The 24,370-nt window shown below is 38.6% G+C and carries 24 protein-coding genes; 10 read left to right on the forward strand and 14 right to left on the reverse strand.

Features of this window, described 5'->3' with window-relative positions; genetic code table 11:
• Window positions 1-78 precede the first annotated feature (78 nt).
• Complete coding sequence (locus J0A69_RS10845; RefSeq protein WP_206586572.1) at window positions 79-885, forward strand: sulfite exporter TauE/SafE family protein; 807 nt, start codon at window positions 79-81, stop codon at window positions 883-885.
• Window positions 886-1,028: 143 nt separating this feature from the next.
• On the forward strand, window positions 1,029-2,549 hold the full coding sequence (locus tag J0A69_RS10850) for a DUF4394 domain-containing protein (RefSeq protein ID WP_206586573.1): 1,521 nt from the start codon (window positions 1,029-1,031) through the stop codon (window positions 2,547-2,549).
• A gap of 61 nt (window positions 2,550-2,610) precedes the next feature.
• Here J0A69_RS10850 and J0A69_RS10855 read toward each other — a convergent pair whose 3' ends face one another.
• On the reverse strand, window positions 2,611-3,261 hold the full coding sequence (locus tag J0A69_RS10855) for a sulfate ABC transporter permease (protein ID WP_206586574.1): 651 nt from the start codon (window positions 3,259-3,261) through the stop codon (window positions 2,611-2,613).
• Window positions 3,262-3,336: 75 nt separating this feature from the next.
• Between J0A69_RS10855 and J0A69_RS10860 the strand changes: the two genes are divergently transcribed.
• The 5 genes from J0A69_RS10860 to J0A69_RS10880 all read left to right on the forward strand — a co-directional run bounded on the left by J0A69_RS10860 (window position 3,337) and on the right by J0A69_RS10880 (window position 8,610).
• Window positions 3,337-4,536, forward strand: a complete 1,200-nt coding sequence (locus J0A69_RS10860) for a tetratricopeptide repeat protein (protein WP_206586575.1) — start codon at window positions 3,337-3,339, stop codon at window positions 4,534-4,536.
• A gap of 208 nt (window positions 4,537-4,744) precedes the next feature.
• Window positions 4,745-5,227 (forward strand): Lrp/AsnC family transcriptional regulator, encoded by a 483-nt coding sequence (locus J0A69_RS10865; RefSeq protein ID WP_008201460.1) that lies wholly within the window; start codon window positions 4,745-4,747, stop codon window positions 5,225-5,227.
• A 57-nt stretch (window positions 5,228-5,284) separates the two neighbouring features.
• Window positions 5,285-5,827, forward strand: coding sequence for an NUDIX domain-containing protein (locus J0A69_RS10870; protein ID WP_206586576.1), 543 nt, complete (start codon window positions 5,285-5,287; stop codon window positions 5,825-5,827).
• Window positions 5,828-5,830: 3 nt separating this feature from the next.
• Entirely contained in the window at window positions 5,831-7,189 is a 1,359-nt protein-coding gene (locus J0A69_RS10875) for an MATE family efflux transporter (protein WP_206586577.1), read from the forward strand.
• 68 nt (window positions 7,190-7,257) lie between these two features.
• A complete protein-coding gene (locus J0A69_RS10880) occupies window positions 7,258-8,610 on the forward strand; it encodes a M24 family metallopeptidase (protein ID WP_206586578.1) in 1,353 nt (450 codons plus the stop codon).
• Here the strand turns inward: J0A69_RS10880 and J0A69_RS10885 are convergent.
• The 11 genes from J0A69_RS10885 to J0A69_RS10935 all read right to left on the reverse strand — a co-directional run bounded on the left by J0A69_RS10885 (window position 8,588) and on the right by J0A69_RS10935 (window position 19,659).
• Complete coding sequence (locus J0A69_RS10885) at window positions 8,588-9,784, reverse strand: MFS transporter (RefSeq protein ID WP_206586579.1); 1,197 nt, start codon at window positions 9,782-9,784, stop codon at window positions 8,588-8,590. The two genes, J0A69_RS10880 and J0A69_RS10885, sit on opposite strands and share 23 nt — an antisense overlap.
• A 48-nt stretch (window positions 9,785-9,832) precedes the next feature.
• A protein-coding gene (gene prfB / locus J0A69_RS10890; RefSeq protein WP_206586580.1) for a peptide chain release factor 2 occupies window positions 9,833-10,934 on the reverse strand; the annotation gives its coding sequence in 2 pieces (ribosomal slippage) (window positions 9,833-10,873 and window positions 10,875-10,934; 1,101 coding nt in all).
• A gap of 67 nt (window positions 10,935-11,001) precedes the next feature.
• Complete coding sequence (locus tag J0A69_RS10895; RefSeq protein ID WP_206586581.1) at window positions 11,002-11,508, reverse strand: hypothetical protein; 507 nt, start codon at window positions 11,506-11,508, stop codon at window positions 11,002-11,004.
• 88 nt (window positions 11,509-11,596) lie between these two features.
• Window positions 11,597-12,664 (reverse strand): branched-chain amino acid aminotransferase, encoded by a 1,068-nt coding sequence (locus tag J0A69_RS10900; RefSeq protein ID WP_206586582.1) that lies wholly within the window; start codon window positions 12,662-12,664, stop codon window positions 11,597-11,599.
• A 44-nt stretch (window positions 12,665-12,708) separates the two neighbouring features.
• The gene (locus tag J0A69_RS10905; RefSeq protein ID WP_206586583.1) at window positions 12,709-13,257 is read right to left on the reverse strand and encodes a cob(I)yrinic acid a,c-diamide adenosyltransferase; all 549 of its coding nucleotides are present in this window, start codon (window positions 13,255-13,257) and stop codon (window positions 12,709-12,711) included.
• 57 nt (window positions 13,258-13,314) lie between these two features.
• The gene (locus J0A69_RS10910; protein ID WP_206586584.1) at window positions 13,315-14,031 is read right to left on the reverse strand and encodes an ABC transporter ATP-binding protein; all 717 of its coding nucleotides are present in this window, start codon (window positions 14,029-14,031) and stop codon (window positions 13,315-13,317) included.
• An 85-nt stretch (window positions 14,032-14,116) separates the two neighbouring features.
• Window positions 14,117-16,897 carry a tetratricopeptide repeat protein gene (locus J0A69_RS10915; RefSeq protein WP_206586585.1) on the reverse strand — a complete coding sequence of 927 codons (2,781 nt, stop codon included), beginning with the start codon at window positions 16,895-16,897 and terminating at the stop codon, window positions 14,117-14,119.
• Window positions 16,897-17,184, reverse strand: a complete 288-nt coding sequence (gene gatC, locus J0A69_RS10920; RefSeq protein WP_206586586.1) for an Asp-tRNA(Asn)/Glu-tRNA(Gln) amidotransferase subunit GatC — start codon at window positions 17,182-17,184, stop codon at window positions 16,897-16,899. Before gatC ends, J0A69_RS10915 begins: the two co-directional genes overlap by 1 nt.
• Window positions 17,171-17,911, reverse strand: a complete 741-nt coding sequence (locus tag J0A69_RS10925) for a lysophospholipid acyltransferase family protein (protein WP_206586587.1) — start codon at window positions 17,909-17,911, stop codon at window positions 17,171-17,173. Before J0A69_RS10925 ends, gatC begins: the two co-directional genes overlap by 14 nt.
• Window positions 17,904-18,281, reverse strand: coding sequence for a globin domain-containing protein (locus tag J0A69_RS10930; protein ID WP_206586588.1), 378 nt, complete (start codon window positions 18,279-18,281; stop codon window positions 17,904-17,906). The genes J0A69_RS10925 and J0A69_RS10930 overlap by 8 nt, the downstream gene beginning before the upstream one ends.
• A gap of 28 nt (window positions 18,282-18,309) precedes the next feature.
• Window positions 18,310-19,659, reverse strand: coding sequence for an NfeD family protein (locus J0A69_RS10935; protein WP_206586589.1), 1,350 nt, complete (start codon window positions 19,657-19,659; stop codon window positions 18,310-18,312).
• 203 nt (window positions 19,660-19,862) lie between these two features.
• Here J0A69_RS10935 and J0A69_RS10940 point away from each other — a divergent pair, with 203 nt between their 5' ends.
• The 3 genes from J0A69_RS10940 to J0A69_RS10950 all read left to right on the forward strand — a co-directional run bounded on the left by J0A69_RS10940 (window position 19,863) and on the right by J0A69_RS10950 (window position 22,494).
• Window positions 19,863-21,053, forward strand: a complete 1,191-nt coding sequence (locus tag J0A69_RS10940; protein ID WP_206586590.1) for a LysM peptidoglycan-binding domain-containing protein — start codon at window positions 19,863-19,865, stop codon at window positions 21,051-21,053.
• A 119-nt stretch (window positions 21,054-21,172) separates the two neighbouring features.
• Window positions 21,173-21,727, forward strand: a complete 555-nt coding sequence (locus tag J0A69_RS10945) for a hypothetical protein (RefSeq protein ID WP_206586591.1) — start codon at window positions 21,173-21,175, stop codon at window positions 21,725-21,727.
• Window positions 21,727-22,494 (forward strand): TIGR02757 family protein, encoded by a 768-nt coding sequence (locus J0A69_RS10950; RefSeq protein WP_206586592.1) that lies wholly within the window; start codon window positions 21,727-21,729, stop codon window positions 22,492-22,494. The genes J0A69_RS10945 and J0A69_RS10950 overlap by 1 nt, the downstream gene beginning before the upstream one ends.
• Before the next feature lie 90 nt (window positions 22,495-22,584).
• On the opposite strand, the gene J0A69_RS10955 is transcribed toward J0A69_RS10950, so the two are convergent.
• A complete protein-coding gene (locus J0A69_RS10955; RefSeq protein ID WP_206586593.1) occupies window positions 22,585-23,130 on the reverse strand; it encodes a hypothetical protein in 546 nt (181 codons plus the stop codon).
• A gap of 22 nt (window positions 23,131-23,152) precedes the next feature.
• The gene (locus J0A69_RS10960; protein ID WP_206586594.1) at window positions 23,153-24,370 is read right to left on the reverse strand and encodes an ATP-grasp domain-containing protein; all 1,218 of its coding nucleotides are present in this window, start codon (window positions 24,368-24,370) and stop codon (window positions 23,153-23,155) included.

Below are 24,370 nucleotides of genomic sequence, written 5' to 3' on the forward strand. Positions count from 1 at the left end.
AAATACCACTGTAACATTTGTCACCGCTTCAGAAAGACTCTCTCAGTACTTTTGTGGAGTCAATTTTGAAAAAATAAAATGGAGTTAGTTAGTTTATTAGGTTTCGCAGCAGCAATTATTATAGGAGTTTCCCTTGGACTAATCGGAGGAGGGGGCTCAATTTTGACTGTACCTGTGCTGGTTTATATTTTGAGTGTAGAGCCGGTTTTGGCGACTGCATATTCCCTGTTTGTGGTTGGGAGTACCTCTTTGGTAGGTTCTTTTACGTACATGAAAAAACAATTGGTGGATTATAAAACAGCCCTGGTCTTTGCCATTCCTTCCTTTATTGCTGTTTTCCTTACCAGGAAATTTCTGGTACCCGCACTTCCAGATCCATTGTTTTCAGTTGGGTCTTTTGAAGTGGCCAAAAGTGTTGGAATCATGGTTTTCTTCGCCATCATTATGCTGGCAGCCTCTTATTCCATGATCAAGGATAAGAAGAATAAGGAGGTAAATGAAAATTCAAAAGTTCAATTCAATTTTCCTTTGATTGCCTTGGAAGGTTCTGTAGTAGGCCTGATAACCGGGATTGTTGGAGCAGGTGGAGGCTTTTTGATTATCCCTGCATTGGTTTTGCTGGCAAAGCTACCTATGAAAAAGGCAGTGGGAACATCCTTGTTGATTATTGCAGCAAAATCCTTAATCGGGTTCCTTGGTGACGTAGCTAATCAACCAATCGATTGGAAAATGCTATTGATTTTTACTGGACTTTCGATCTTGGGAATTTTCATTGGAAGTTCCTTGTCTAAAAAAATCAATGAAAAAGCACTGAAATCAGGATTTGGTTGGTTCGTTTTGGCGATGGGGATTTATATCATTTCCAAAGAATTGATTTTCGTGTAAAATTATAAATAGACATGTAGTTAGAGAGGTTAAGTGTTGAGAGTGAAATGATTAGAAAAAGAACTTTTTTTGAAGTTCTTTTTTTATGCTCAATCCAAAATGATAGTTGACATCGTAAGTCTGTAAAATCAATATACCTACCAATGAAAAACAGACTAATTTTACCAACTTTTGCAGCTGCAATTTTTATTATGGCAGCTCTTGTTTCATGCGACGACAAAAAAGGAAGAGATCCTGTTGTCGAAAGGCCCGGAATGGCTCCGGATGTAGCTTTTACAGCATTGACTGCTGATAATATGATTTACACTTACAATGCTCAAGAGTTGTCAACTCCAATGAGCATGGTGGCAATTACTGGACTTCCTACAGGTGAAAACATTCTTTCTATTGATTATAGACCTGCAACTGGCCAATTGTATGCTTTGAGTTCTGCAAGTAGATTGTATCATATCAATGAAAATTCCGGTGCAGCAACTGCCTTGGGAACAGAACCTTTTTCACCTGCTTTTGAGGGAGAAAATGCTTCCATAGATTTTAACCCAACAGTTGATCGAATCAGATTGGTGACTGAATCTGGACAAAACCTAAGACTTCATCCTGAATTGGGCACAGTTGTGGCAATTGATGGTTCTATCAATGGTGGTATGAATCCTAGAATTGGAGCGGTTGCATATTCCAACAGTTTTTCCGGAACTACCACCACCACTCTTTACGACATTGATTTGGAGCAAAACAAATTATACAAGCAAGTTCCACCTAACGATGGTGGTCTTGAAGAAGTAGGAGATTTAGGTTTGGACCTAGAAGGTATGAGCGATATGGATATCATCGCTGATAATTCCATTGCGTTCGCAGTTAGTAAGAAAACCAACCAAACCAGACTTTATAGAATTGATTTGATGACAGGAGATGCTGAATGGCTTGGAATGTTTAAAGACGATGTGATTAGCATTGCTTTTAAAACCAATCCAATCGCTTATGCATCTGATGACAATAACATGCTGTATAGATTTGATCCTACCGATCCAAATCCGATTCCAGTTGAATTTAAAGGTTTGGCAGAAGGTGAAATGATTTCCGGATTGGATTTCAGACCAGTAAATGGACAATTGTTGGCGGTTTCAAATATGAGCCAATTATATAGTGTCAATCCATCTAATGGTACTTTGACAGCGATTGGTAGTCCTTTAAGTCCAATGGCAATGGGGATGTTTATCGGTTTTGACTTTAATCCGACAGTAGATAGAATTAGATTAGTTACTGAAACAGGACAAAATTTGAGATTGCATCCGGATTTGGGTACAGTAGTGGCAGTTGATGGTTCCTTGAACCCAGGGATGCCGCATGCACCTGCTGCAGCCTACACTAATTCATTTGCAGGAACTACTTCAACAGCCTTGTATGTAGTTGATTCTGAAAATGATATGCTATATCAGGTTTCACCACCAAATGATGGTGTTCTGGTTGAGATTGGACCTTTGGGGATTGATGTTGAGGATGACAATGGTTTTGATATTGGAGGTACTTCCAACATGGCTTATGGAGTATTCACAGTCAATGGTTCTTCAGCTGTTTACTCAATTGATTTAATGACAGGAGAGGCAAGTAAAGTTGCGGACTTAAACTTCATGCCAACGTCAATGGCTTTGGGCTTAGGATTTTAAGTATAATAATCACCATAGTGAAATAGCCGGTCATTTTGATCGGCTATTTTTTTGATTTCACCTATTCCTTATATACCATGATGTAAAAAGTAAGCCAGATTGCTAAAGGAATAAAATAGGAAACAAAAACAACAATTGAACTTTCTCCCAAACTTCTTCTACTGACCATATGGAACCCATAAAGCCAAAGAATTCCATAGAAAATTTCGAAAATATTCAGCGTTCCTAAAGCGTAATGGTATTTATCGGCAACATTTTCAGGGCCTAAAAGAGACAAAACCGAAAAAGCCCTGTACTCGTCTATTTGTTGATAAGTCACAGAAGAGGATGGATCGAGAAATACAAGAAGTCGGATCAATTCGGGGAAAAGGAAAACTACTTCTGCAACCAAAGCAAACTGCCATAATTCCTTATAAGGAACTTTATATCCAATCATAAAGGCTCCCCACCAAAAAAGAAAAGAGATCACCGTAAACTTCCACAGAAAGGCAAAAGGAGTCCATAAATAGTTGAGAGCATTGAAAATATGAAAAATCATAAAATCGCCTCTTTGCTCCAATGCATCATAATCCGGAATAGATTCTAAGATCAATGTGTTGGTCAAATACCTGATTATCAGGAATAAAATAACTAGAATTAAAAAATAAATCCTTTTATCGAAATCTATTAAGTCTTTGAGACGTTGTGCTTCAGAGGAAAGAGGTTTAGTCATATTAGCAGGTTTCTTGTCCAAATCTAAAATAATGTTTGGGATTCCATCTAATTTTGCAAAGTCATAAATAAAATCATGTTTAGAAGAGTACTGTCAGTTTGTTTGTTAGCTAGTTTGCTTCTGGCATTTTCCAAGTCTTATAGTCAATCTGCCCCGATTGATACTTTCCGGGTGGAGCAATCTCCCTATTTGCTTTTGGATAAAGGCCTGCAATACCGGATCACAAAAGCTATCAATAGCATGTATGACTTTAACTTTCCGGTGGCAGAGCGTGATTTTGCTGTCATAGCATATCAGTACCCAGATCATCCATTACCGGATTTTTTGATGGCTTTAGGCTATTGGTGGAGGATTGAAGTAGATGTGACAAATGAAAAGTATGATGATATTTTTATCCGATATCTGGATCGAGCCATTGAGAAAGCAGAGGATTTATTCGATGAGGATGAAACAAACAAAGAAGCGGCATTCTTCTTAGCTGCTGGCTACGGTTTTCAAAGTAGGTTGTATTCTGAGCGTAAGAGTTGGACAAAAGCTGCTTGGGCAGGAAGGAATGCCTTAAAATACATGGAATTGAGCAGGGGAGAAGAAGAGTTTAATCCAGAATTGCTCTTGGGAGATGCCTTGTTTAATTATTTTTCTGTTTGGATCCCTGATAACTATCCATTGCTAAAACCTGTCATGGCTTTGTTTCCAAAAGGAAATAAAGAACTGGGCTTGCAACAATTAGAGCAAGTGGCTTCCAATGCCTTCTATACGAGAGTAGAAGCACAATATTTTCTTTTTAGATTATATGCTTCTGAAGAAAAGAAGCCTTACGAAGCATTAAGAATATCAGAATATCTGAATTCAAAATTCCCGAATAATCCCTATTTCCATAGATCTTATGCCCGCCACCTCTACACAGTTGGAAGATGGACAGAAGCATTAAACCAATCTTTGGAAATCCTAGATAGAATTGATGCAAAGCAGGTTGGTTATGAAGCCAACAGTGGAAGGTATGCTTCCTTTTATGCAGCTGAATACTATAGAAGAGTAGGAGACATGGCAGAGGCCAAAAAGTATTATCTCAAAACAATTTCTTATGGTGAGGAATCCGAATCTCAGGAAAGCGGATATTATTTACATGCCTTAGTGCAATTAGGAAAAATGGAAACTGCGGCGGGAAATAAGGCTTTAGCCAAGAAATATTTTAAAGAAGTAAAAAGATACGCAAAGCGAAAACACCCCGCTCATCAGGAAGCTAGGGATTTCATCAAAAAGAATAAACTTTAAATTAATTTCTCTCGTATTTTGAATTTGAGACAGGAGATAATTTGAATTTTTTTGAGGGACTGAGGGATTTTAAAAGGAATCTTCGCTAAAATCCTTAGTTTTATTAATAAAATTTCGAATCCAACGATTAAAATCTTTTGAATCGCTTTAAAATTTTCATCAAATATTATAATTTTGCACCACATAAAATTTTGTAAAAACAGGGATCATGGATAATAGCGTAAGAATAAAATTTGATAAAATAGATAGAAGAATCCTGGAAATTCTTCAGGCAAATGCTAAAATCACGAACGCTCAACTTTCTAAAGATATTGGTCTTTCTCCAGCTCCTACCTTAGAGCGAGTAAAGAAATTAGAACAGTCTGGAATCATTAAAAGCTATCACGCTAAATTGGATCCTGAAAAAATAGGTCTTGGGGTAAGTACATTTGTATTGGTAAGTTTGATTGGCCACAACAAAGGAAATATTGATGCTTTCATGAAAGAAATCAATGGTATTCCTGAAGTGATTGAATGTCATCACATCACCGGTACTGGAGATTTTATCCTTAAAATTATTTCTAAGGATATTACAGCATATCAGAAATTGATGTTGGAGAAGGTTTCAGAAATCAAAGAAGTTGACTCAATGCAGTCAATGGTGATTTTATCTACCTTCAAAGATTCAAAAGTATTGCCTATCCCGGCATAAGATTTAAATGCATAAATTTTAAGGGTTGGCGAAAGTCAACCCTTTTTTTTTAAGATTATGGAAAACAACCCTTGGCAAACCAAAAGCAAAAAGGAGATTTATGATAATCCTTGGATTCGTGTAGAAGAGCATCAGGTATTGAATCCTGCAGGAAATCAGGGAATCTATGGAAAGGTGCATTTTAAAAATAAGGCACTGGGAATTATTCCTATTGATGCAGAAGGAAATACTTGGCTAGTTGGCCAGTATAGATATCCTTTGGATGAATACTCCTGGGAAATACCAATGGGCGGAGGTTTGATAGGGAAGTCTGTGCTTGAAAGTGCTCAAAGAGAATTAAAGGAGGAAACAGGCTTGGTTGCTGAGAAATGGGAGGAAATTTTACGGATCCATACTTCAAATTCAGTGACGGATGAGGAAGGGTTAGTCTATTTAGCTCAAGATTTGACGCAGTTGGAAACCGAACATGAAGAAACTGAAGTACTGAAAATCAAAAAACTTCCATTTTCTGAAGCTGTACAGATGGTAATGGATGGGGAGATAACAGATGGAATTAGTATCGCCGGTATTTTAAAAGTTGCCCGTATTTTGGGTAAATAAGAAATGACAATAAAAGATCACTTCAAGATTACTTTTAACCTCGCTTTGCCTGTAATGCTCAGTCAATTAGGCCAAGTATCTGTAGGCGTGGCAGATTCCATGATGGTGGGACAGCTTGGGGCTTTACCTTTAGCTGCTTCATCTTTAGGGAATAGCATTTTTTTCGTCATCCTGATGTTTGGAATGGGAGTTTCCATGGGTATTACACCATTGGTATCTGTTGCAGAAGGAAAGGGGAAAGCCAAAAGGATTTCTAACCTTTTCCAGCATGGCTTATGGATTAATATTGGGATTAGCCTTTTGTTGACAATCGCAGTTATCGGCCTGTCTCAAGGCTTACATTTTTTAGATCAGCCTGAGGAAGTTGTCACATTGACGATTCCTTATTTGTTGGTGATCACGGCATCCTTGTTTCCATTTATGATCTTCCAGACTTTCAAGCAGTTTGCAGAAGGGATGTCTCAAACAAAGCAAGCCATGTACATTACCATTTTTTGCAATTTGGTCAATGTCTTTTTGAATTGGGTTTTGATATTTGGTGAATTGGGAGCACCTGAAATGGGACTGATGGGTGCTGGTTGGGCCACATTAATTTCTAGAATTTTGATGCCTATCATGATGGGTTGGTATGTTTTGAAATCCAAAAGATACCAAGCTTATCAATTGAAAATGAATTTGAAAAATTGGAGCCTACCTATGTTTAGCAGGATTCTGAATGTCGGAATTCCAACAGGTTTTCAATACATTTTTGAAGTAAGTGCCTTTAGTTCAGCCGCAATTATGATGGGTTGGCTAGGTGTGAATGCCCTAGCAGGCCACCAGATTGCTATCAACCTTGCCTCAATCAGTTACATGATGGCAGCAGGACTTTCCACAGCAGGTATGATTCGGGTAAGTAATCAGATCGGGCGAGGTAATTTCAAAGCCATGAAAGAAGCTGGACTTGTGGTTTATGCTATGGCTATGGTTTTTATGTTTACTACAGCTGTAATCTTTATCAGCTTCAGAGAGTTTTTACCAACCCTTTACATTGATGATCCAGACGTCATCTCTCTTTCAGCTTCCTTGCTAATTATTGCAGGGCTTTTTCAGCTTTCAGATGGTGCACAAGTAATAGGATTGGGTGTACTTAGGGGGATGGAGGACGTGAAAGTTCCAACTTTGGTCACATTAATTGCCTATTGGGTAATTGGCTTGCCTTTGGGATATGTTCTTGCTTTTGAATTCGGATTTGCTGAAAAAGGAATTTGGTATGGACTATTGATAGGTCTTTCGATTACTGCATTCTTGCTTTATTTCAGATTCCGCAAATTGAGTGCGATCAGAATTGATCAATCTAAGCCTGTGGTCCCTGTAGTTTGACCTTTCTTTTTAAAATTGGTCTTTAAAAATGATTTTAAGATTATATTCAGGGATTAAACTTCATGGATATGATCAAAAAATTACTCACTCTTTCCCTTTCTATTTTACTTTTTCAAAATCTTCTTGCTCAGGATTTTGCTGTTTTGACCCAGCGCGAACAGGCAGATGTGATTGATAGCTGGCTAGACGATAGAATTACCAACCTCCTTCCCCAATTGATGACCGAAACGGGGATTGATATGTGGGTTGTTATTTCTAGGGAATACAACGAAGATCCAGTGATCCGAAAATTGCTTCCTGCAACTTGGATGGCTGCTCGAAGAAGAACCATTTTGGTGATGTATCAACCGAGTCCAAATGCAAAAGTTGAAACTTATGCAGTGGCACGATATGACGTTGGAAAAGCTTTTAAAAGAGCTTGGGATCCAGAAAACCAACCAGATCAATGGGAGGCATTAATGGACTTGATCAAATCCAAAAATCCCAAGAAGATCGGGTTGAATTACGCAAAAGATTACGGTCATGCGGATGGCTTGACAATGAATGAGTATCAGATTTTTCATGATTACCTTCCAGAAAACCTGAAAGAAAAGATCGTATCAGCCCAAACTTTGGCAGTAAGATGGTTGGAAACAAGAACTGAAGCCGAAATGGCAACTTACCGTCACATTCAGGAAATCGCTCATCAAATCGTGCAACAGGGACTTTCTGAGCAAGTAATCACTCCTGGGGTAACTACCACAGATGATGTGGTTTGGTGGTATAGAGAGAAGATAAAGTCCTTGAAACTGGATACATGGTTTCATCCTTCTGTGGATATTCAGAGACCAGATCCGAGTTCTCAAGAAGCCAATCGTTCCTTTGCAAGTAAGCCTGACTCACAGGTAATTATGCCTGGAGATCTCTTGCATATTGATTTTGGAATTACCTATCTCAGACTCAATACAGACACACAAGAAATGGCATACGTGTTAAAATTGGGTGAAACAGAGGTTCCTGCTTATTTGCAAAAAGCTTTCGAAGCAGGAAATCGCGTTCAGGATTTGTTGACACAGAATTTTGTAGCTGGAAGAACCGGGAATGAAATCCTTAGAGAAACCAGGAAAATGATGGATGCAGAGGGTATAAAAGGAAGTGTCTACACGCATCCATTAGGTTATTATGGACATTCCGCTGGACCAACTATCGGGATGTGGGATAACCAAGGTGACACACCTGGAGCTGGTGATTTTCCTTTGCATGCAAGCACAGGTTATGCAATTGAATTGAATGCGGTGGTATTTGTGAAAGAATGGAATAAAGAAGTAAGAATTATGCTGGAAGAAGGAGCATATTTTGACGGGCAAAAAGTAATTTACTATAATGGAAGACAGAAGAAAATCTTAGCAATTCCTAGACCTACTGGATATTTGGGGCATTAGGATTTTTTTTCAGCGTCCCATTTTTTTCTGCAAAAAGCAAAAGAATAAATGCTGTAGTAGCAAAACCTGCAGCGGTCAAAAAAACGAGGTAAAAGTTCTCTGGCTGATTGGAAAACAAAAAGCCAGAGACAATTGCCCCGATTCCAATCCCAGCTTCCAAAGCTATATACATCGTAGCGAGTGCTCTTCCCCTGAATTTGTCCAGCGATAAGTCAACTACCCAAGCTGCAACAGTTGGACTATACATTCCCACTGCAGAACCAAAAAGGACTGCAGAAAATAACAACCAATTCTTACTGTCCGAAAAAGCGATGGTAATCATGGCTAATACCATGATTAGACTTGCGACTCTTAAGACAGGAATCCTTCCAAAACGATCCGAGGTTCTTCCAGCCAAAAGTCTGATGCCAAGGGATGAAATAGTAAATACAGCGAAGAAAAGTCCTTTATTTTGAATCCCTAAATGAACGGAAAAGTCTGGGATGATAGTCAATACTGTGCCAAAGGAAAAGACACAAAGAAATAGCACAATTGAAGGTAGAATAACCCTTTTTTCAATTATCTCCTCCTTTTTTAACTTAAATAAGCTGAGAGACAATTTTTCCTTTTCTTGGAGAGTTTCTTTAAGCCTGATCAAAATTAAAATAGATAGGATAGCGGTAAAGGCAGAGGTGTAAAACAAGTAATCGATGGGCCATACCGTGGCTATCCAACCTCCAATGGCAGGGCCAGCAGCCATTCCCAAAGAGCTAAAAAGTGACTGAAGCCCCATTGCTTCGCCTCTTTTTTGGAAGGGAATTATATCTGCCACATAAGCAGAAATCCCAGTAGGAGTAAAACCAGTAGAGAAACCATGAAGGAATCGAAGGAATAAAAATCCTCCAACAAAAGCTAAGAGGGGATATAGCAAACCAGCCACAAAACAAACTGAAGCCCCAAAAATCATTACTGGGATTCTACCGATTTTATCAGCCAATTTCCCACTAAAAGGTCTGGAAAGTCCTGCCGATAACGTGAATAAAGAGATGATAAATCCTTTGTAATCACCACCACCCATTGAACTCAGATAAGCGGGAAGCTCAGGGATGATCATATTGAAAGAAGAAAAAAATAAAAATGAGCTCAAGCATAAGAGCAAAAAATCAACCGTAAGGAAAGAGGGGACGAATCTCATTGATGGGTCAAAATAAGAAAAGGCCGGAAATTAAATCCGACCTTTTAATTAATCATTATTTGCTTCTTCCTCACTTTGAGCCAGTAAATAGGCTTTCATGAATTCATTCAAACCACCGTCTAGCACGTGCTGCGTGTCTGAGGTTTCATGACCTGTTCTGGCATCTTTCACCAATTTATAGGGGTGAAGAACGTAGTTTCTGATTTGAGAACCGAAGTCAACTCGAAGTTTGGAAGACTCAATTTTGGCGATTTCAGCATTTCGCTTTTCTACCTCCAATTGATACAATCTTGATTTCAACATCTGCATTGCTTTCTCCCGGTTTGCAAGCTGAGATCGCTCAATCTGACAGACTACCACAATTCCAGTTGGTTTATGCGTCAGCTGAACTTTGGTTTCTACTTTGTTGACATTCTGTCCACCAGCTCCGCCTGATCTGGAGGTATGCAATTCAATATCCGCTGGGTTGATGTCGATTTCAATTGAATCATCTACTTCTGGATAAGCATAAACTGAAGCAAATGAGGTATGACGACGACCTCCCGAGTCAAATGGTGAAATACGAACCAGTCTATGGACTCCGGTTTCTGATTTCAGAAAACCATAAGCAAGTGGACCTTCAAATTCAAGTGTACAGGATTTGATACCTGCAACTTCCCCTTGTTGGACATCTACTTCTCGTACTTTGTATCCATTTTTTTCTCCCCACATGATATACATCCTCATGAGGATAGAAGCCCAGTCGTTACTCTCAGTTCCACCAGCGCCAGGGTTGATTTCCAAAACTGCATTGAGCTGATCCTCTTCTGAGGAAAGCATCTTTTTCAGTTCCAGTTCTTCCACAGCATTTTTAGCTTTTGTAAACTCTTTTTTGATTTCCTCCTCGGAAACTTCGTCCGCACTGTAGAATTCATACAGTACCTCTAAGTCTTCGATGATTTTATCCAAGTTTTCAAAAGCTGTGGTCCAGTTCTTTCGAGCCTGAATTTGCTTCATGGTTTTTTCTGCCTCTTCTGGGTTGTTCCAGAATTCTGGCTGGGCCGAAACGGCCTCAAAATCTTCTATCTCTGCTTTCTTACGATCGTAGTCAAAGATACCTCCTTAAAGCCGAGGTGCGAGCTTTCAAGTCTTTCAGTTGTTCTGAAGTCATCTGTCTAGGTGTGAAATTTAGGCTGCAAAAATCCGAAAAAAAATCTGTTAAAGCTAGACTAATACGATTAATCCATCCTCATCAAGATAATTTGTATGTGGTTTCTGCCTTCGTGTTTGAATGTTTTATATCGCAAAGGCAACATAGCCAGCCCAGTAGCCATTAATATGCCTGAGGTGACACCGACGCCCTTGTCGATAGATACATCACCGTTATGATAAATACTGTTGATCATATCCACAGAAACCAAAATTACTCCCGCACCCAGAATCAATGAATTCATGGCACGAAGGGTCCGGTTCCTTTTGTCTTTATCACGGATATCTACCTCAACAATGTCGAGTGGAGAAATGATATTTTCACTCATGTAGATATAATCCTGATCTACTTTTTCAATTACATCTGTAATAAAATACCCAATTTTTTTGCTTTTATAGGTGATCTCTTCACCAGGGTAATAGCGGATCTGGGATTTTTGATTTGCTCCTCTTTTCAATAAAATAAAGTCCCTGGATTGAGCAAATGCAATCGTTGAGAAAAGGATAAAAAAAGAAAAAAGGATCAGTTTTTTCATTTAGCTAATTAAACAATTAATAGTTAGCAAAACAGGGAATTTTTATCAAGAGTATAAAAAAAGCGGGAATTTTGATTCCCGCCGTCTGTTAAATTTTGATAATCCAATTATGTGGATCAGTTATAGTACCATATTTGATCCCATCCAATTCAGCTAAAACCTTATTGGAAAAGGCATCTGCATTTTTTGAAGGAAGGATAAAATCTTTTCCGTTGACATTAATCCTTTCGATATGGGCAATGGTCGCTGCAGTTCCAGTTCCAAATGCCTCTTCCAAGGTTCCGTCAACCAAAGCTTTTTCCAGTTCTCCAACTGTTAAAAATCTCTCTTCTACCGGATGTCCCCAATCTTTTGCCAGTTGCAGAACGGAGTTTCTTGTGATTCCTTTTAGTATGGTTCCTGAATTGATAGGGGCAGTAATCAATGTTCCATTGATTTTGAACATGACGTTCATTGTACCGCTTTCCTCAATTTTGCTATGACTTTTTCCATCAGTCCAAAGCAATTGATCGTAACCCGCTTTCTGAGCTTTGAGTGCAGGATAAAGTGACGCAGCATAGTTACCAGCTGTTTTAGCGGCACCTGTTCCGCCTTCAGTTGCCCGGGTGAATTCAGTTTCTACTTTTACGCTCACCGGTTTGCTATAATAATTTCCTACAGGACAGGTAAAAATGATAAATCTATAGGTGTCAGAAGGTTTTACACCGATGTAATTATCCATGGCAAACATGAACGGTCTGATGTAAAGCGAAGATCCTTTTGCTGAAGGAACCCATCCTTTGTCCAATTCTACCAATTGAACCAAACCCTCCATAAAAATTTCCTTTGGAAGAAATGGCATACACATTCTTTCAGCCGATTCATTCATTCTGGCCCAGTTGGCATCAGCTCTAAAAACCAACACCTCATCTTGATCATTTCGGTAAGCTTTCAGGCCTTCAAAGATTGATTGACCATAATGAAGCGTTGCATTTGCAGGACTTAAAACCAAAGGAGCATAAGGTTCAATTCTCAGGTCGGTCCATTCTCCATTCTTGTAATCAGCAACAAACATGTGATCACTGATTGTTTTTCCAAAGACTAGATTGGAAAAATCAGTCTGTGAAAGTCTAGAGGAGGTAGTAGTTTGTACCGGGATGGCAAGTGATGTTTTCATAATTTTATGCCTTATTACTGGAACTGTCCAGCATCATTTTCAAATTAAATCCGGGGCTTCCAAGTTACCTCTTCTGCTCCAAGTTCTTGGCTCATTGATCTTCCCAAAACAAAAAGAAAATCTGATAGCCTGTTTAAATACTGAATCACCAAATCTGAAACGGGCTCATAAGAAGCCAATTCAACGACGATTCTTTCTGCTCTTCGACAAACTGTTCTAGCTACATGGCAAAAGGAAACAGATTGATTTCCGCCAGGTAAAATGAATGCGGTCAAAGGAGGAAGAAGTGCTTCCATTTTGTCCATTTCATTTTCCAATAACTCCACATCTTCTTCGTGAAGATCCGGTTTTTTTACCTTATCCTTTCCTGGGACAGTCGCCAAATCTGCTCCTATGGTGAATAGCCGGTCCTGAATTTCTTTCAATACTTCAGATCTCTTGCTGTTCACTTCCTGATCTCTCACTAATCCAACAAAGGAATTTAGCTCATCGATTGTCCCATAAGCATCTATTCTTAAATCAGATTTAGGGATTCTTTTGCCTCCCAATAAAGAGGTAGTTCCTTGGTCTCCTGTTTTTGTATAGATTTTCATTCAGAACAATATTTCGTCCTGACAAAAATAAGAATCTATTTGTAAATAATAGGATTATTAGGCGTGCATCGCAATTCCTCTTGTAGGATTTGGATTGATTGTGTCTGTTTCTACCAATCCATCTCGTAATCTTACAATTCTGTGTGCGTAATGAGCAATGTCATCTTCGTGCGTTACCATGATAATGGTGTTTCCTTTTGAATGTAATTCATGGAATAATTCCATGATTTCATAGGAGGTTTTGGAATCCAAGTTACCAGTAGGCTCATCGGCAAGAATGATACTTGGATCATTTACCAAAGCTCTGGCAATCGCAACTCTTTGTCTTTGACCTCCTGAAAGTTCATTCGGTTTATGTTTTGTTCTTTCGCCAAGTCCAACATTAGAAAGAGCCTGAAAAGCGCGTTCTTCTCTTTCTTCTTTACTAAATCCGGCATAGACCAATGGAAGCGCAACATTCTCTAAGCAAGTTGCTCGTGGCAAAAGGTTAAAAGTTTGAAATACAAATCCAATCTCCTTATTTCTTATTTCAGCCAGCTCATTTTCACTCATATCGCTGGCATCTTTATTATTCAGGATATAAGTGCCAGAAGTAGGAGTGTCCAAGCAGCCAATGATATTCATCAAAGTAGATTTACCAGAACCAGAAGGCCCCATAAAAGCAACATATTCTCCTCTGTCAACAGTAATTGACACTGATTTTAATGCTTGGATTATTTCAGCACCCATTTTATAGGTTTTGTTGATTTCGTGGGTTTCAATAACTCTGGTCATAGTGGTAAATTTTGCTTAAGATAAGATTATTAGTCTAAAAATTTAAAAGTTGGTCTGTGAAAATACGTGAATTCAGCTTTTAGGGTTAGTATTTTAAGCTATCAAGTTTTGCTTCCGGAATCCATTCTTTCATTTCCTTCAACGCATCATTTGCATAACTGTCTAAATTGATCCGTTTGGCAGCCTGAATTTTTCGAATCCAAAGCAAAGGATCTCGGTTGAATTGAGAAGCTTCGTTCAATAATTCATATTGAGCAAGTGGATCTGAAACCCTTTCTGCTGCGCTTAGGACTAATGGAGTGATGTATGGGTTGGCAGTTAGCTCCTCACTTAAGTTTAACCAATCCAGAAAAGACCCAAGGGCATCTTTATTTTGCCAATCTGGATTGCTTAAAAACTTATCCAATTCAGGGGTTTCGCCAATTCTTGCTCGAAGATTTTCTGCCAAAATTGTTAGATCATCCTTTTCGATGCCATGAGATTTATAGGTTAGAATTCTGATGGCTAAATCAGTTTTCAATTCAGAGTCCGGAAAAGACGTCCAGATATCGAATAAATCTTCCGGAAAGTATTCATGAAACCTGGCAACAATTTGTAAATAGTCTGAAATCAAACCTTCCTCGTCTCTCAAAAAGCTAGGATAGATTACCTCATACTTTTCACTGATTTCATTAGCATTATCTACGAAACCTGCCAAAGTCAAAATCGAAATATGATGTGGTTGAAATGCTTTAAATCCTTTTTCTTCTGCAACCAAAAGCTCACGGGCTGATTTTTTGAAATCTAGATTTTGGGCTAAAATCTGAGAAGATAAACTTAAATAATAGCCAGCAGAACCGGGATTTCTAAACGCGAGTCCATTCAGGTTTTTAACAGATTCCATAACTCTTCCGGCGCCAAGACTACGGATCACAGCTGTTTCTTGCAGGTCCATTATATAGTCCATCATATCTTCCCGCAATCCCAAAGAGTCAAGAATTGCTAAATCCGAACTTGGATCTTGACGGTCTTTTTCAGAAAATAAATTACGGAAACCCGCTTGAATCAACATCGGACTTGCCTTGTTTTCTAGCTTTTCTTTTAGATCACTTTTCAAATCATCTGGAGAATAATTTGCAAGGGAGTTATTGGTCGCAAGCTGATTGATTTGATCAATGAGCTGATTGGAACTTGTTGAATCTGCTTTTGGACTTCCAAGTTTTGTTTTCAAGGCCAAAAGATTCGAATAAAGGACATCTTTGCCCGATGTATTTTCTTCCAGCACTTGAATAGCCTCTGTCAGTTTATTGACTTTGGTGTAAAAGAGGGCCAAGTTATTTGCCAAATATGGATTTTTGGGAAAGAAAGAGAGTCCTCGCTCCAAATAGAAAATTGACTCAATGACCTTATTTTCCCGATGTAGCCGATTACTCAACAACAAGATATTGTCTACTTGAGGATACTCTGCAAAGCTCTCTTCTAGGTGTTGCTTGGCTAGAGTCGGTTGATTGATTTGAAAAAGAAGCTGAGCAGTTAGGTTCTTAGCCTTTTCATTCTTCCGGTATTTAAACCAAGAGTTTTCATACAAAATACTAGCCTCCAACTTCTGATTTGTCTGATAGAAATAGTCAGCCAGAATATTGTTAGTCATGGCATTGGCTTGGGTCGCAATTACACCTTCAGCATAAATCGTCAAAACCAAGATTGCCATCAATCCACCAATTCTCAGGTGATAGTAAGGAAGAGAAAAAGGCTTATATAAAATCTCATCGATGGCTTTTCCTGAATCCATAATGGAAAGGAAATTACTAAAGAGGTAAACGATGAAAAATAGGGAAAAACCGATTTGACTATATAAAAGAACATGCTTTAGCAATTCTTCAGCAGGTTGGTTTCCTGAAATGAGCAGTTTGTAAACCAACCATAAAGTCAAACCTAAACCTAAGAGATGTAGGGCTTTTAAAATTTGAGGGCTTGCAGCTAGGTTTGGGATTTGTTTGGTTTTAGAATCAAGAGAAAGCCAACCAAAAGCACCCAAAGGAATAATTAGAAGTAAGGGAGAAAAACCGAAAACAGGGTTGACAATGTCACCCATCATTTCCATAAAAAGCAAAAACAAAATTGTGAGATAGCCTAAAGAAATTATGGCTACTTGCCAGGCAATTTTCACCCCGATTTTTCTGTTGCTCCTTGCCAATAGAATGTAGGAACCTGAAACAATACTGTGTCCATTCCAGAAGATCCAGGCTACAGCAAAACCAAATGCCAAAATTGTAGCGTGCTCCGCAAGGTAGATTGCCGGGTTTTCAATAGGGCTTAATTGAACCAAAAAGAAAACTGCTAAACTTAAACTAAGCGCATTACTGATCCACTTGATCCAAAATGGAAGGTTTTGTCCCCATATGTGAAAGCAAATCACAGAGGCTAAGGAACCTATTAATAGAATGATTAAAGGGATATTGGCGCTGGGACCACCGATGTTTAGACCATTGAAATTACAAACTGTAAGCAGGACAATCCATCCGATTCCCCCAGCGACGATTGCTAATTTCTTAAAATCTGATAATACCGATAAGAAAGAAACAGCTACTAAGAAGACAATTGCTGCAAAAAGCTTTGCCTCTAATGGAAGGGTAGGAGAAGCAAGAGAAAAATATTCCTGGAAAACCAGAAAGTTATCCAAGGTAATTGGAAAAGAAATCGGACCGATTTGAACCCAATCAAAAGGGATTTTAACTGTATCTAAGAAAGTGGCACTTTCAATAGTCCGATAAGGCTTCGTCTCAAAAAGAAGATAATAGAGCGCAAAAATACCTCCTGAGATTATTAATAGGAGGCTTGAAAGGGTCGAGAATGAAAATTGAAATGTTTTTCTTTGTTGATTCATTATTCCAGAACCTTTGGAACACGGAAGTAATCCTCATCTCTTTTTGGAGCGTTTTTCAATCCCGCTTCATGAGCTAGATGTTCTCCTTGCACATCCTCACGCATGACATTAACTTCGGACGACATAGTCGTCAAAGGTTCTATACTATCCGTGTTGATTTCATTCAATTGCTCCACCCAATCAAGGATTTGACTCATGTCTTTGGACATTTTTTCAACTCCGTCCTCATCAAATTCCAATCGAGCCAAATGGGCAATTTTCTTGATTGTTGATTTATCTATTTTCATTTTTCTTAGCGTCTAGGTCCAATTGATTTTGGATCACTTCAAAGCAACGCTGCTTCAAAGTATCTTCTGTATCCTCATCTGTTGGATATATTGCTTCATGAAGAACCATTTTTGCAGGCAACCAATGTAACAGCAATTTTCCGTCGTCTGGCAAAATTAGATGATTATAGGATAAAGTGACAGGGATAATCGGGATTTGTTTTGAAAGGGAAAGCTTGAAAGCTCCATTTTTAAAGGATACCATCTGAGGTGGTTCTTTCGTGTAAATTCCTCCTTCAGGGAAAATGACCAAACCGGTTCCAGAGTCCAGGGCCAAATTGGACCTTCTTAGAGTTTCTGCCCTGCTTTTTAATCGGTCACGATCCACGGCGATATGGAGCTGCTTAAAATAATACCCAAACAAGGGAGCCTTTCTGATCGATGCTTTTCCTACAAATTGTACATCCCCTGGGATAAATCCCATCATCGGTATGTCCAAATAGCTGAAATGATTTGCCAGATAGATATAAGGCTTTCCTTTCTTAGGTTTTGCGTGATTTTCAATTTTTACCGGTAGAAAAATCAAGGTAAAGTAAACTCTGGCCCAATAGCGATTGATTTTTCTACCAAATTTTTTGCATCCAGGTACCCAGATACAAAAGAGCATAAAGGGGAAAATCAAAAGGAAACTTAAAACAAAAAGTAGCCCCGCATAACCAGAATAAATACGTCGGACTAGGCTATTCATGATTGATCAAATGGTTGGCCACTTTAATGAAATAACCCATCATCAATTCTTTGACATTTGGCTCCAAATTCAATTTATCAAGCGAAGGAAGCATGGCATTTAGCCAATGATTTCTCATTTTTCCATCTATTTTCCAGTTCAAATGTCTCATTCTCAACCTAGGATGGCCTCTTTGCTCTGAATAAGTCTGAGGTCCGCCAAAAACCTGAAGCAGAAAAAGGAAGAGCCGTTCTTCTGCAGGTGCAAGATCTTCTTCAGGATAAAGCTTTCGCAGTTCCTCATTTTTTTTGACTTCCAAATAAAAGTGATGGGTGAGTTCTCGGATTTTTTCTTCTCCGATCAGTTCGTAAACAGACTGAAATGGATTCATGGCGCAAACTTAAACAATTCTGAAAAGTTTAAGCCTCGGTTTTCTTTACTTTCAAAGAAGTGCCTTCTGTGGAAATGACAGTAATTGCTTCTCCTTTATCTATAAATTCTCCTCTGGAATAGGCGTCATAAATTTCACCTTCAACTTCCACTTTTCCACTGGGTCTCAAGCGTGAATGAACAGTCCCTGTTTTGCCCAGTATGTTGTCTGAATAAAAACTGGAAGTGTAGCCATCTTTTCGCTGCTGAGTTCCAGCAAGTGTGACCGCGCTGAAAGCTTTCCACTCATTCACTTTAGGAGTAAGCCAAAAAACCAAGCCAACAGAAGCAATGGCTGCGAGTATGACTGTGAGTAATGCAGCAAAGAGATCTGCTGCTGGTACAAATTCGAAATCGAAGTTTTGGTTTGGAAGCATTCCCAAAACTAATCCTGCCAAAATGCAAATGATCCCCAGTACTCCGAAAATCCCAAATCCTGGAATTACAAAGAGCTCAATTGCAAGAAGAATTATTCCTAAGAAAAAGATGATGATTTCCCAGTTTTCTGCAAGTCCATTCAAATAGTAAGGGATAAAATATAAAGCCACCGCAATGATGGAAGCGAGAATAGGGAAGCCAACACCAGGTGTTTGAAGCTCGAAATAAATGCCACCGATAATGATTAAAATAAGAAATCCACTCACTGCTGGATTTAAGAAAAAGGCTATGATTTGTTCCACTTGATCGGTTTCATAGGCTATTACTTCCGCATCCCCAAACCCCTGATCTTGTATCAATTCATTAATCGAGGCATATTCTCCATCACAGAATCCATACTTTGTTGCCTCTGAAACAGAAAATGTAATAACGGATCCTGCCTCACTGATTCCTTCTATTTCAATTTTCTCATCCACCATTGCTTCAGCAATTTTGGGGTCGCGACCTTTTGCTTCTGCCGTGCTTCGCATCATGGAGCGCATGTAAGATTGATATTTGTCAGGAGCAGCAGCTCCGTCAGTTCCGTTCACAACTGTAGCCGCACCGATACTTCCTCCAGGTGCCATGAAAATTTTGTCACAGGCAATTGAAATCAAAGCTCCAGCTGATGCCGCATCTTTATTGATAAATACATAAATGGGAGTGCTGGATTCCAAAATTATGGTCCGAATATCATCGGCATCATTCACGGCACCACCATAGGTGTCCATTTCAATGATAATCAGGTCTGCTTCTTCGTTTTCTGCCTTTTCTAACGCTAACCTTACACGGCGATTCATTGCAGGATCAATATCCTCGTCGATTTTAAAAGTAAAGACCTTCTTGTCTGTATTCGTTTGGCCCTCTGAGAACAAAGGGAGTAACATGCAAAATGAGAGAAGGAAAATAGTTAGGCTTTTCATAAGGATTAGATACGCATTTGCTCAGAAAATATACAAAAAGCTCCTTAAAACTTGCTTTTTTCTTTTGCTTGAGGATTTCTTAGACAAGGAATAGTACGCTGCTTATTAAATAGGATTCTTTTCTAGCATAATTCTTGCGTCTTCAGCTTATCGAAATTAATCTTGTATTCACAGTACATTTATATTCAATCCCAATAGTTACTATGATTTTCGGATCAAAATTCCAATTTGCACTTATTAGCGGTTTTCTTCTCCTTTCAACTACAGCTTTTGCTTCCAGTATTGCTTCTGTCGATTCTGTAGGTGTGGAAAAGGTTGGAGATAAAACCTATATTTTGCATCAAGTGGAGCCAAAAGAAACGCTTTTTGGCATAAGTAGAAGGTATCAGGCTGTAGTCAGTGAAATCATTGAATCCAACGAGGTTTTAAAGCAAGGATTGAAAATCGGGCAAACAATCCGAGTTCCATTTATAGCTAAATCAGAGATACCAGAAGGAGCCAAATTACATAAAGTAGTTCCAGGAGAAACGCTTTTTTCCATTTCTAAAAAATATGGTGTAACAGTAAGCGAAGTGATGGCTTGGAACGAATTAAAAGGAAATGACCTAAGTGTCGGCCAGGCATTAATTATTGAAAAACCAGCTGTTGCAGCTGCTCCGGCAAAAGTAGAGCCAGTGGCAGTGGCGAAAGAAACGCCAAATCCAACACCAAAAGAAGTGGTGGTAGCGGAATCTAAAGCTCCTTCAAAACAAGAAGTGAAAACTCAGCCGGTTGTTCAAGAACCAAAGAAAGCCGTTACAGAAGCATTGCCAAAGAAAGAAGAGCCTGTTGCTGATTCCAGCCCAGCTATTTCTGAAAATTCTGTTCCAATCGCTCCGGGTGAGTGGATGTCTCATGAAGTAAAAGCAGGTGAAACTCTATTTTCAATTGCCAATCAATATCAGGCAAGAGTTGAAGATTTGATCACTTGGAATGCATTAACTTCCAATAATGTTCGAGTTGGACAATCATTAAAAGTTGGTAGAGGAGCAGTTGGTCCATCAACCGTTCCCGTTGTAGGCACACCAAGAGTCGTGACGAGCGCAGATGAAATGAACGTTCCACCAGCAGACAGTGGTTCTGGAGGATTTAAAAATATCAAAGAAACTGGTCAAGCTGAATTAATCGAAGGTACCGGTGGTCATAAAAAATACTTGGTTCTTCATAGAACTGCTCCAGTGGGTACAATTATGAGAATCAAAAACGAAGAAAATGATGTGACTATTTTCGCAAGAGTGGTAGGCACACTTCCTGAAACTGGGGATAATGGCAGATTGGTAATTAAGTTATCTCAAGCAGCTTATGACCAGTTAAAGGCTGTAAATCCTAGATTTCCAGTGGAAGTTATGTATTAATAAAAGCTAATAATATAGAAGAAACCCCGGCTTAGTCGGGGTTTTTTATTTGGCCATTTCGGTCATATTTTTTGTTTATCCTTTCTCTAAGCCTAATTTTGTGGTAAGTTTTCCGCTCCATGAATAAGGCACAACTCATTTTCCACCATACTTTCAGGTTTATCTGGAATGCAATTTTCGTGATTTGTTATCCGATCTTGGCGAGTTTTGGTCTTTTATTTATCGGGTTGACTTATCTCTTTTCTTTGCTTTCAAAATTCCTCACCCGAATCAAGCCAGAGGGTAGAAAAGTAGTTTTAAAAGATGTAGAGTGGGAGACTTTGCCTTTTTCAAATGATTTGCTTGAGGCCAAATTGTACAAGCAAATTATGTTTGGACCATCAGGTTTCAAACTGAGAAGAAAAGATGGCGTACCGACTATTTTATCAGATTACGTTTTTGGAAATAAAGTAAGAATTCTGGAAGAAGGATTCATCCTCGAAAAATGGAATACAACAGAATCCAAAAATCTTCCCGATTTTGATATTTGCCTTTATGATCCAGATCAGGATAGCTTAAAATCATTGACAAATATTAAAAGTTTTGATTGGCATGTCTCTGAAAAAGTAGACAATGAGTTGTCTTTCAAATGGTTTGATGGAACCCAAGGCGGAGAAGTGAAAGTTGCGCTTTGATGAATCATCTCAAAGATTTTTTAGATGAGAAGGTAAATCAATACAATCAACCTGGATTTATCCCAAACGATCCTATTTCCATCCCTCATCGATTCTCCAAAAAAGAAGATATAGAAATTACTGGCTTTTTTGCCTCAATACTCGCTTGGGGTCAACGGAAAACCATAATCAATAAATGTCTGGAGCTATTCCAGATGATGGATAATGCTCCTTACGATTTCCTAATAAATCATCAGGAAGCCGATTTAAAACCCTTTTTGGATTTTAAGCATCGTACGTTTAATGATATTGATACACTCTACTTTATTCATTTCTTAGGATGGTTTTATAAAAATCATAGCTCTCTGGAAGAGGCCTTTTTATTGGGTTGGAATCATAATGAAAATGCAATGGAATCGATGTTAAAGTCATTTCACGACTTTTTTTTCCATTTGCCCGATTCTCCATCTCGGACACGAAAGCATATTGCTACCCCAGCCAGAAAAGCAGCCTGCAAGCGGATCAATATGTATTTAAGGTGGATGGTGAGGCAAGATGACAAAGGAGTTGATTTTGGGATCTGGAAAAAAATCAAACCTTCCCAGCTGATTTGTCCATGTGACCTGCATGTGGATCGAGTAGGAAGAAAATTAGGTTTGATAACACGTAAACAGACAGATTGGTTGACCGCTATAGAGCTCACGGATCGATTACGTGAATTTGATCCCATCGATCCCGTCAAATACGATTTTGCCCTTTTTGGATTAGGGATTGAGGAGAGGTTTTAAATTGATTGATTAATTATTTCAATTTGATTTAGGTTTGAGACTAATGAATTTGGAAGGCTGGCCTCAAAGAAATTCGTAATTAATAAACCATTAAAAAGAAAGGAAACTTGAATAGCACCAATTTATTATTTCACCATTCTGGTTCAAGATTAAAAAGACATCTTTTCCGCTGGCTTGATCCTTTACTTTAAGAGAAATATGTATATAATTTTTATCATCAAAGTTTAGATTTTGAAAGACTTTAAGTTTTGATGTATTTCTTTTTGGCGCAAGGATCTTGATGTATTTTTTCTTAATGGGTTCCCTAACTTCAATTAAAAATGGATCCTTCTTTATTGTGGTATCCATGGTTCCTTCAAGATATTCTAAATATACTTTTAGTCTATTGTCATTTTCTTTAAAGAATGGATCAGAAATACATGACCAACCAATGTCAGTCACAGCTGAATCAACCTTCCCATTAAAATAAACTTTGGTTTTGAGAAAAGGCTCTTTCTTGTTTAAGAGACTATCAACAAAATAGTCAAGGGCTAATTGTTCAAAAACAAGGTTTTTATTTAAATCAATTTGGGAAAACGATTTAATTGGAATTAATTGAAGAAATAAAAGAAAGATAACTTTCAATGTTTTTTTCATTCTTATTTGAGTTGGAAAAAAATCAATGAAACTTCTTCACTTCTGGAGCTTTTGCAGTTGTGGAAAGCTCTGATGCTAATCGTGCAGCATAATCATCTAACAATTCCATCACTCGCTCCTGATTTTTAGATTTCACAATCAGACCTGCATGGTATTCTAGGGGAACTCTAAAATAAACTTCAGAATCATCAAAACTGCTTAAATCCGGATGCTCTACATTGGCTAACGTAAGCACCATGCCTGCATAATTTTTACTGACTTTAGGTAGCGTATACTTGGATTTTTTCGCAAGAGAATCCTCGATTTTAGCCCATTCTGCCCAAAGATTAACTCCCGAAGCTGCTTCTACCATTTCGGCTAAATGCGCTCCCCCAACACGTGAGGAGGTTTCTAAAAAGTAAATTTCGCCATCTTCTTTGCATTTGATGAATTCAGTATGCGTGGCTCCTGATTTCATTCCAAAAGCCTTCATGATTTCTGCATTGACCTTTTTCATGGACTTTTCATCATCTGAGCCATATTTTAAGTTGGCACTTCGGAAGATTCCACCTCCCTGAGAAATCTCCATTGGAGTGGCCAAATACTTGGAAACGCAACAAAAAAGATTTTTGCCATCCAGCTGCAAACCATCGGCATGATAGACATCACCGGGTTTAAACTGTTCCACTAAATAATACAACCTGTTTTCTCCCAGTTCATGAATATGCTTCCAAAGAGCATCTTTGTCCTGAACTTTGATTATACCATTGGCAGAGGCTTCTGATCGAGGTTTTAAAACCCAAGGAGCAGGATTGTGATCAGCAAATTGATTGATGTCATCATCGTTGAACAAAGGAGCAAAAGCAGGAACCTTGATTCCCGAATCTTGGGCTTTGATCCTCATCGCCAGTTTATCCCGGAAATACCTTCCAGTCGTCTGACCCATACCTGGGATTCGGAGATTTTCCCGGAGGAAAGTCGCTTTTTCTACATCGTAATCATCAAGAGAAATGATGCTTTCGATTTTATGATTTTTCATCAAGCCACCGACACCTTTCAGCAAGACATCCAAGTCCCAATCGAGATCCTGACCCGGCATGTAAAAGATTTCATCGATGTATTCAAAGGCCCAAGGCTTTTCTTTTAGTTTTTCAGAAGTGACTAAAAAAACTCTGTTTCCTTGTTTTTTTAACGCAGTCAGAAAAGCATTCCCTTTAAAAAAATTCGAGATGCAAAGAAAAGTTTTGGCTTGGTCTTCCAT

It is taken from the genome of Algoriphagus pacificus, from assembly GCF_017254845.1.
Classification (GTDB): Bacteria; Bacteroidota; Bacteroidia; order Cytophagales; family Cyclobacteriaceae; genus Algoriphagus; species Algoriphagus pacificus.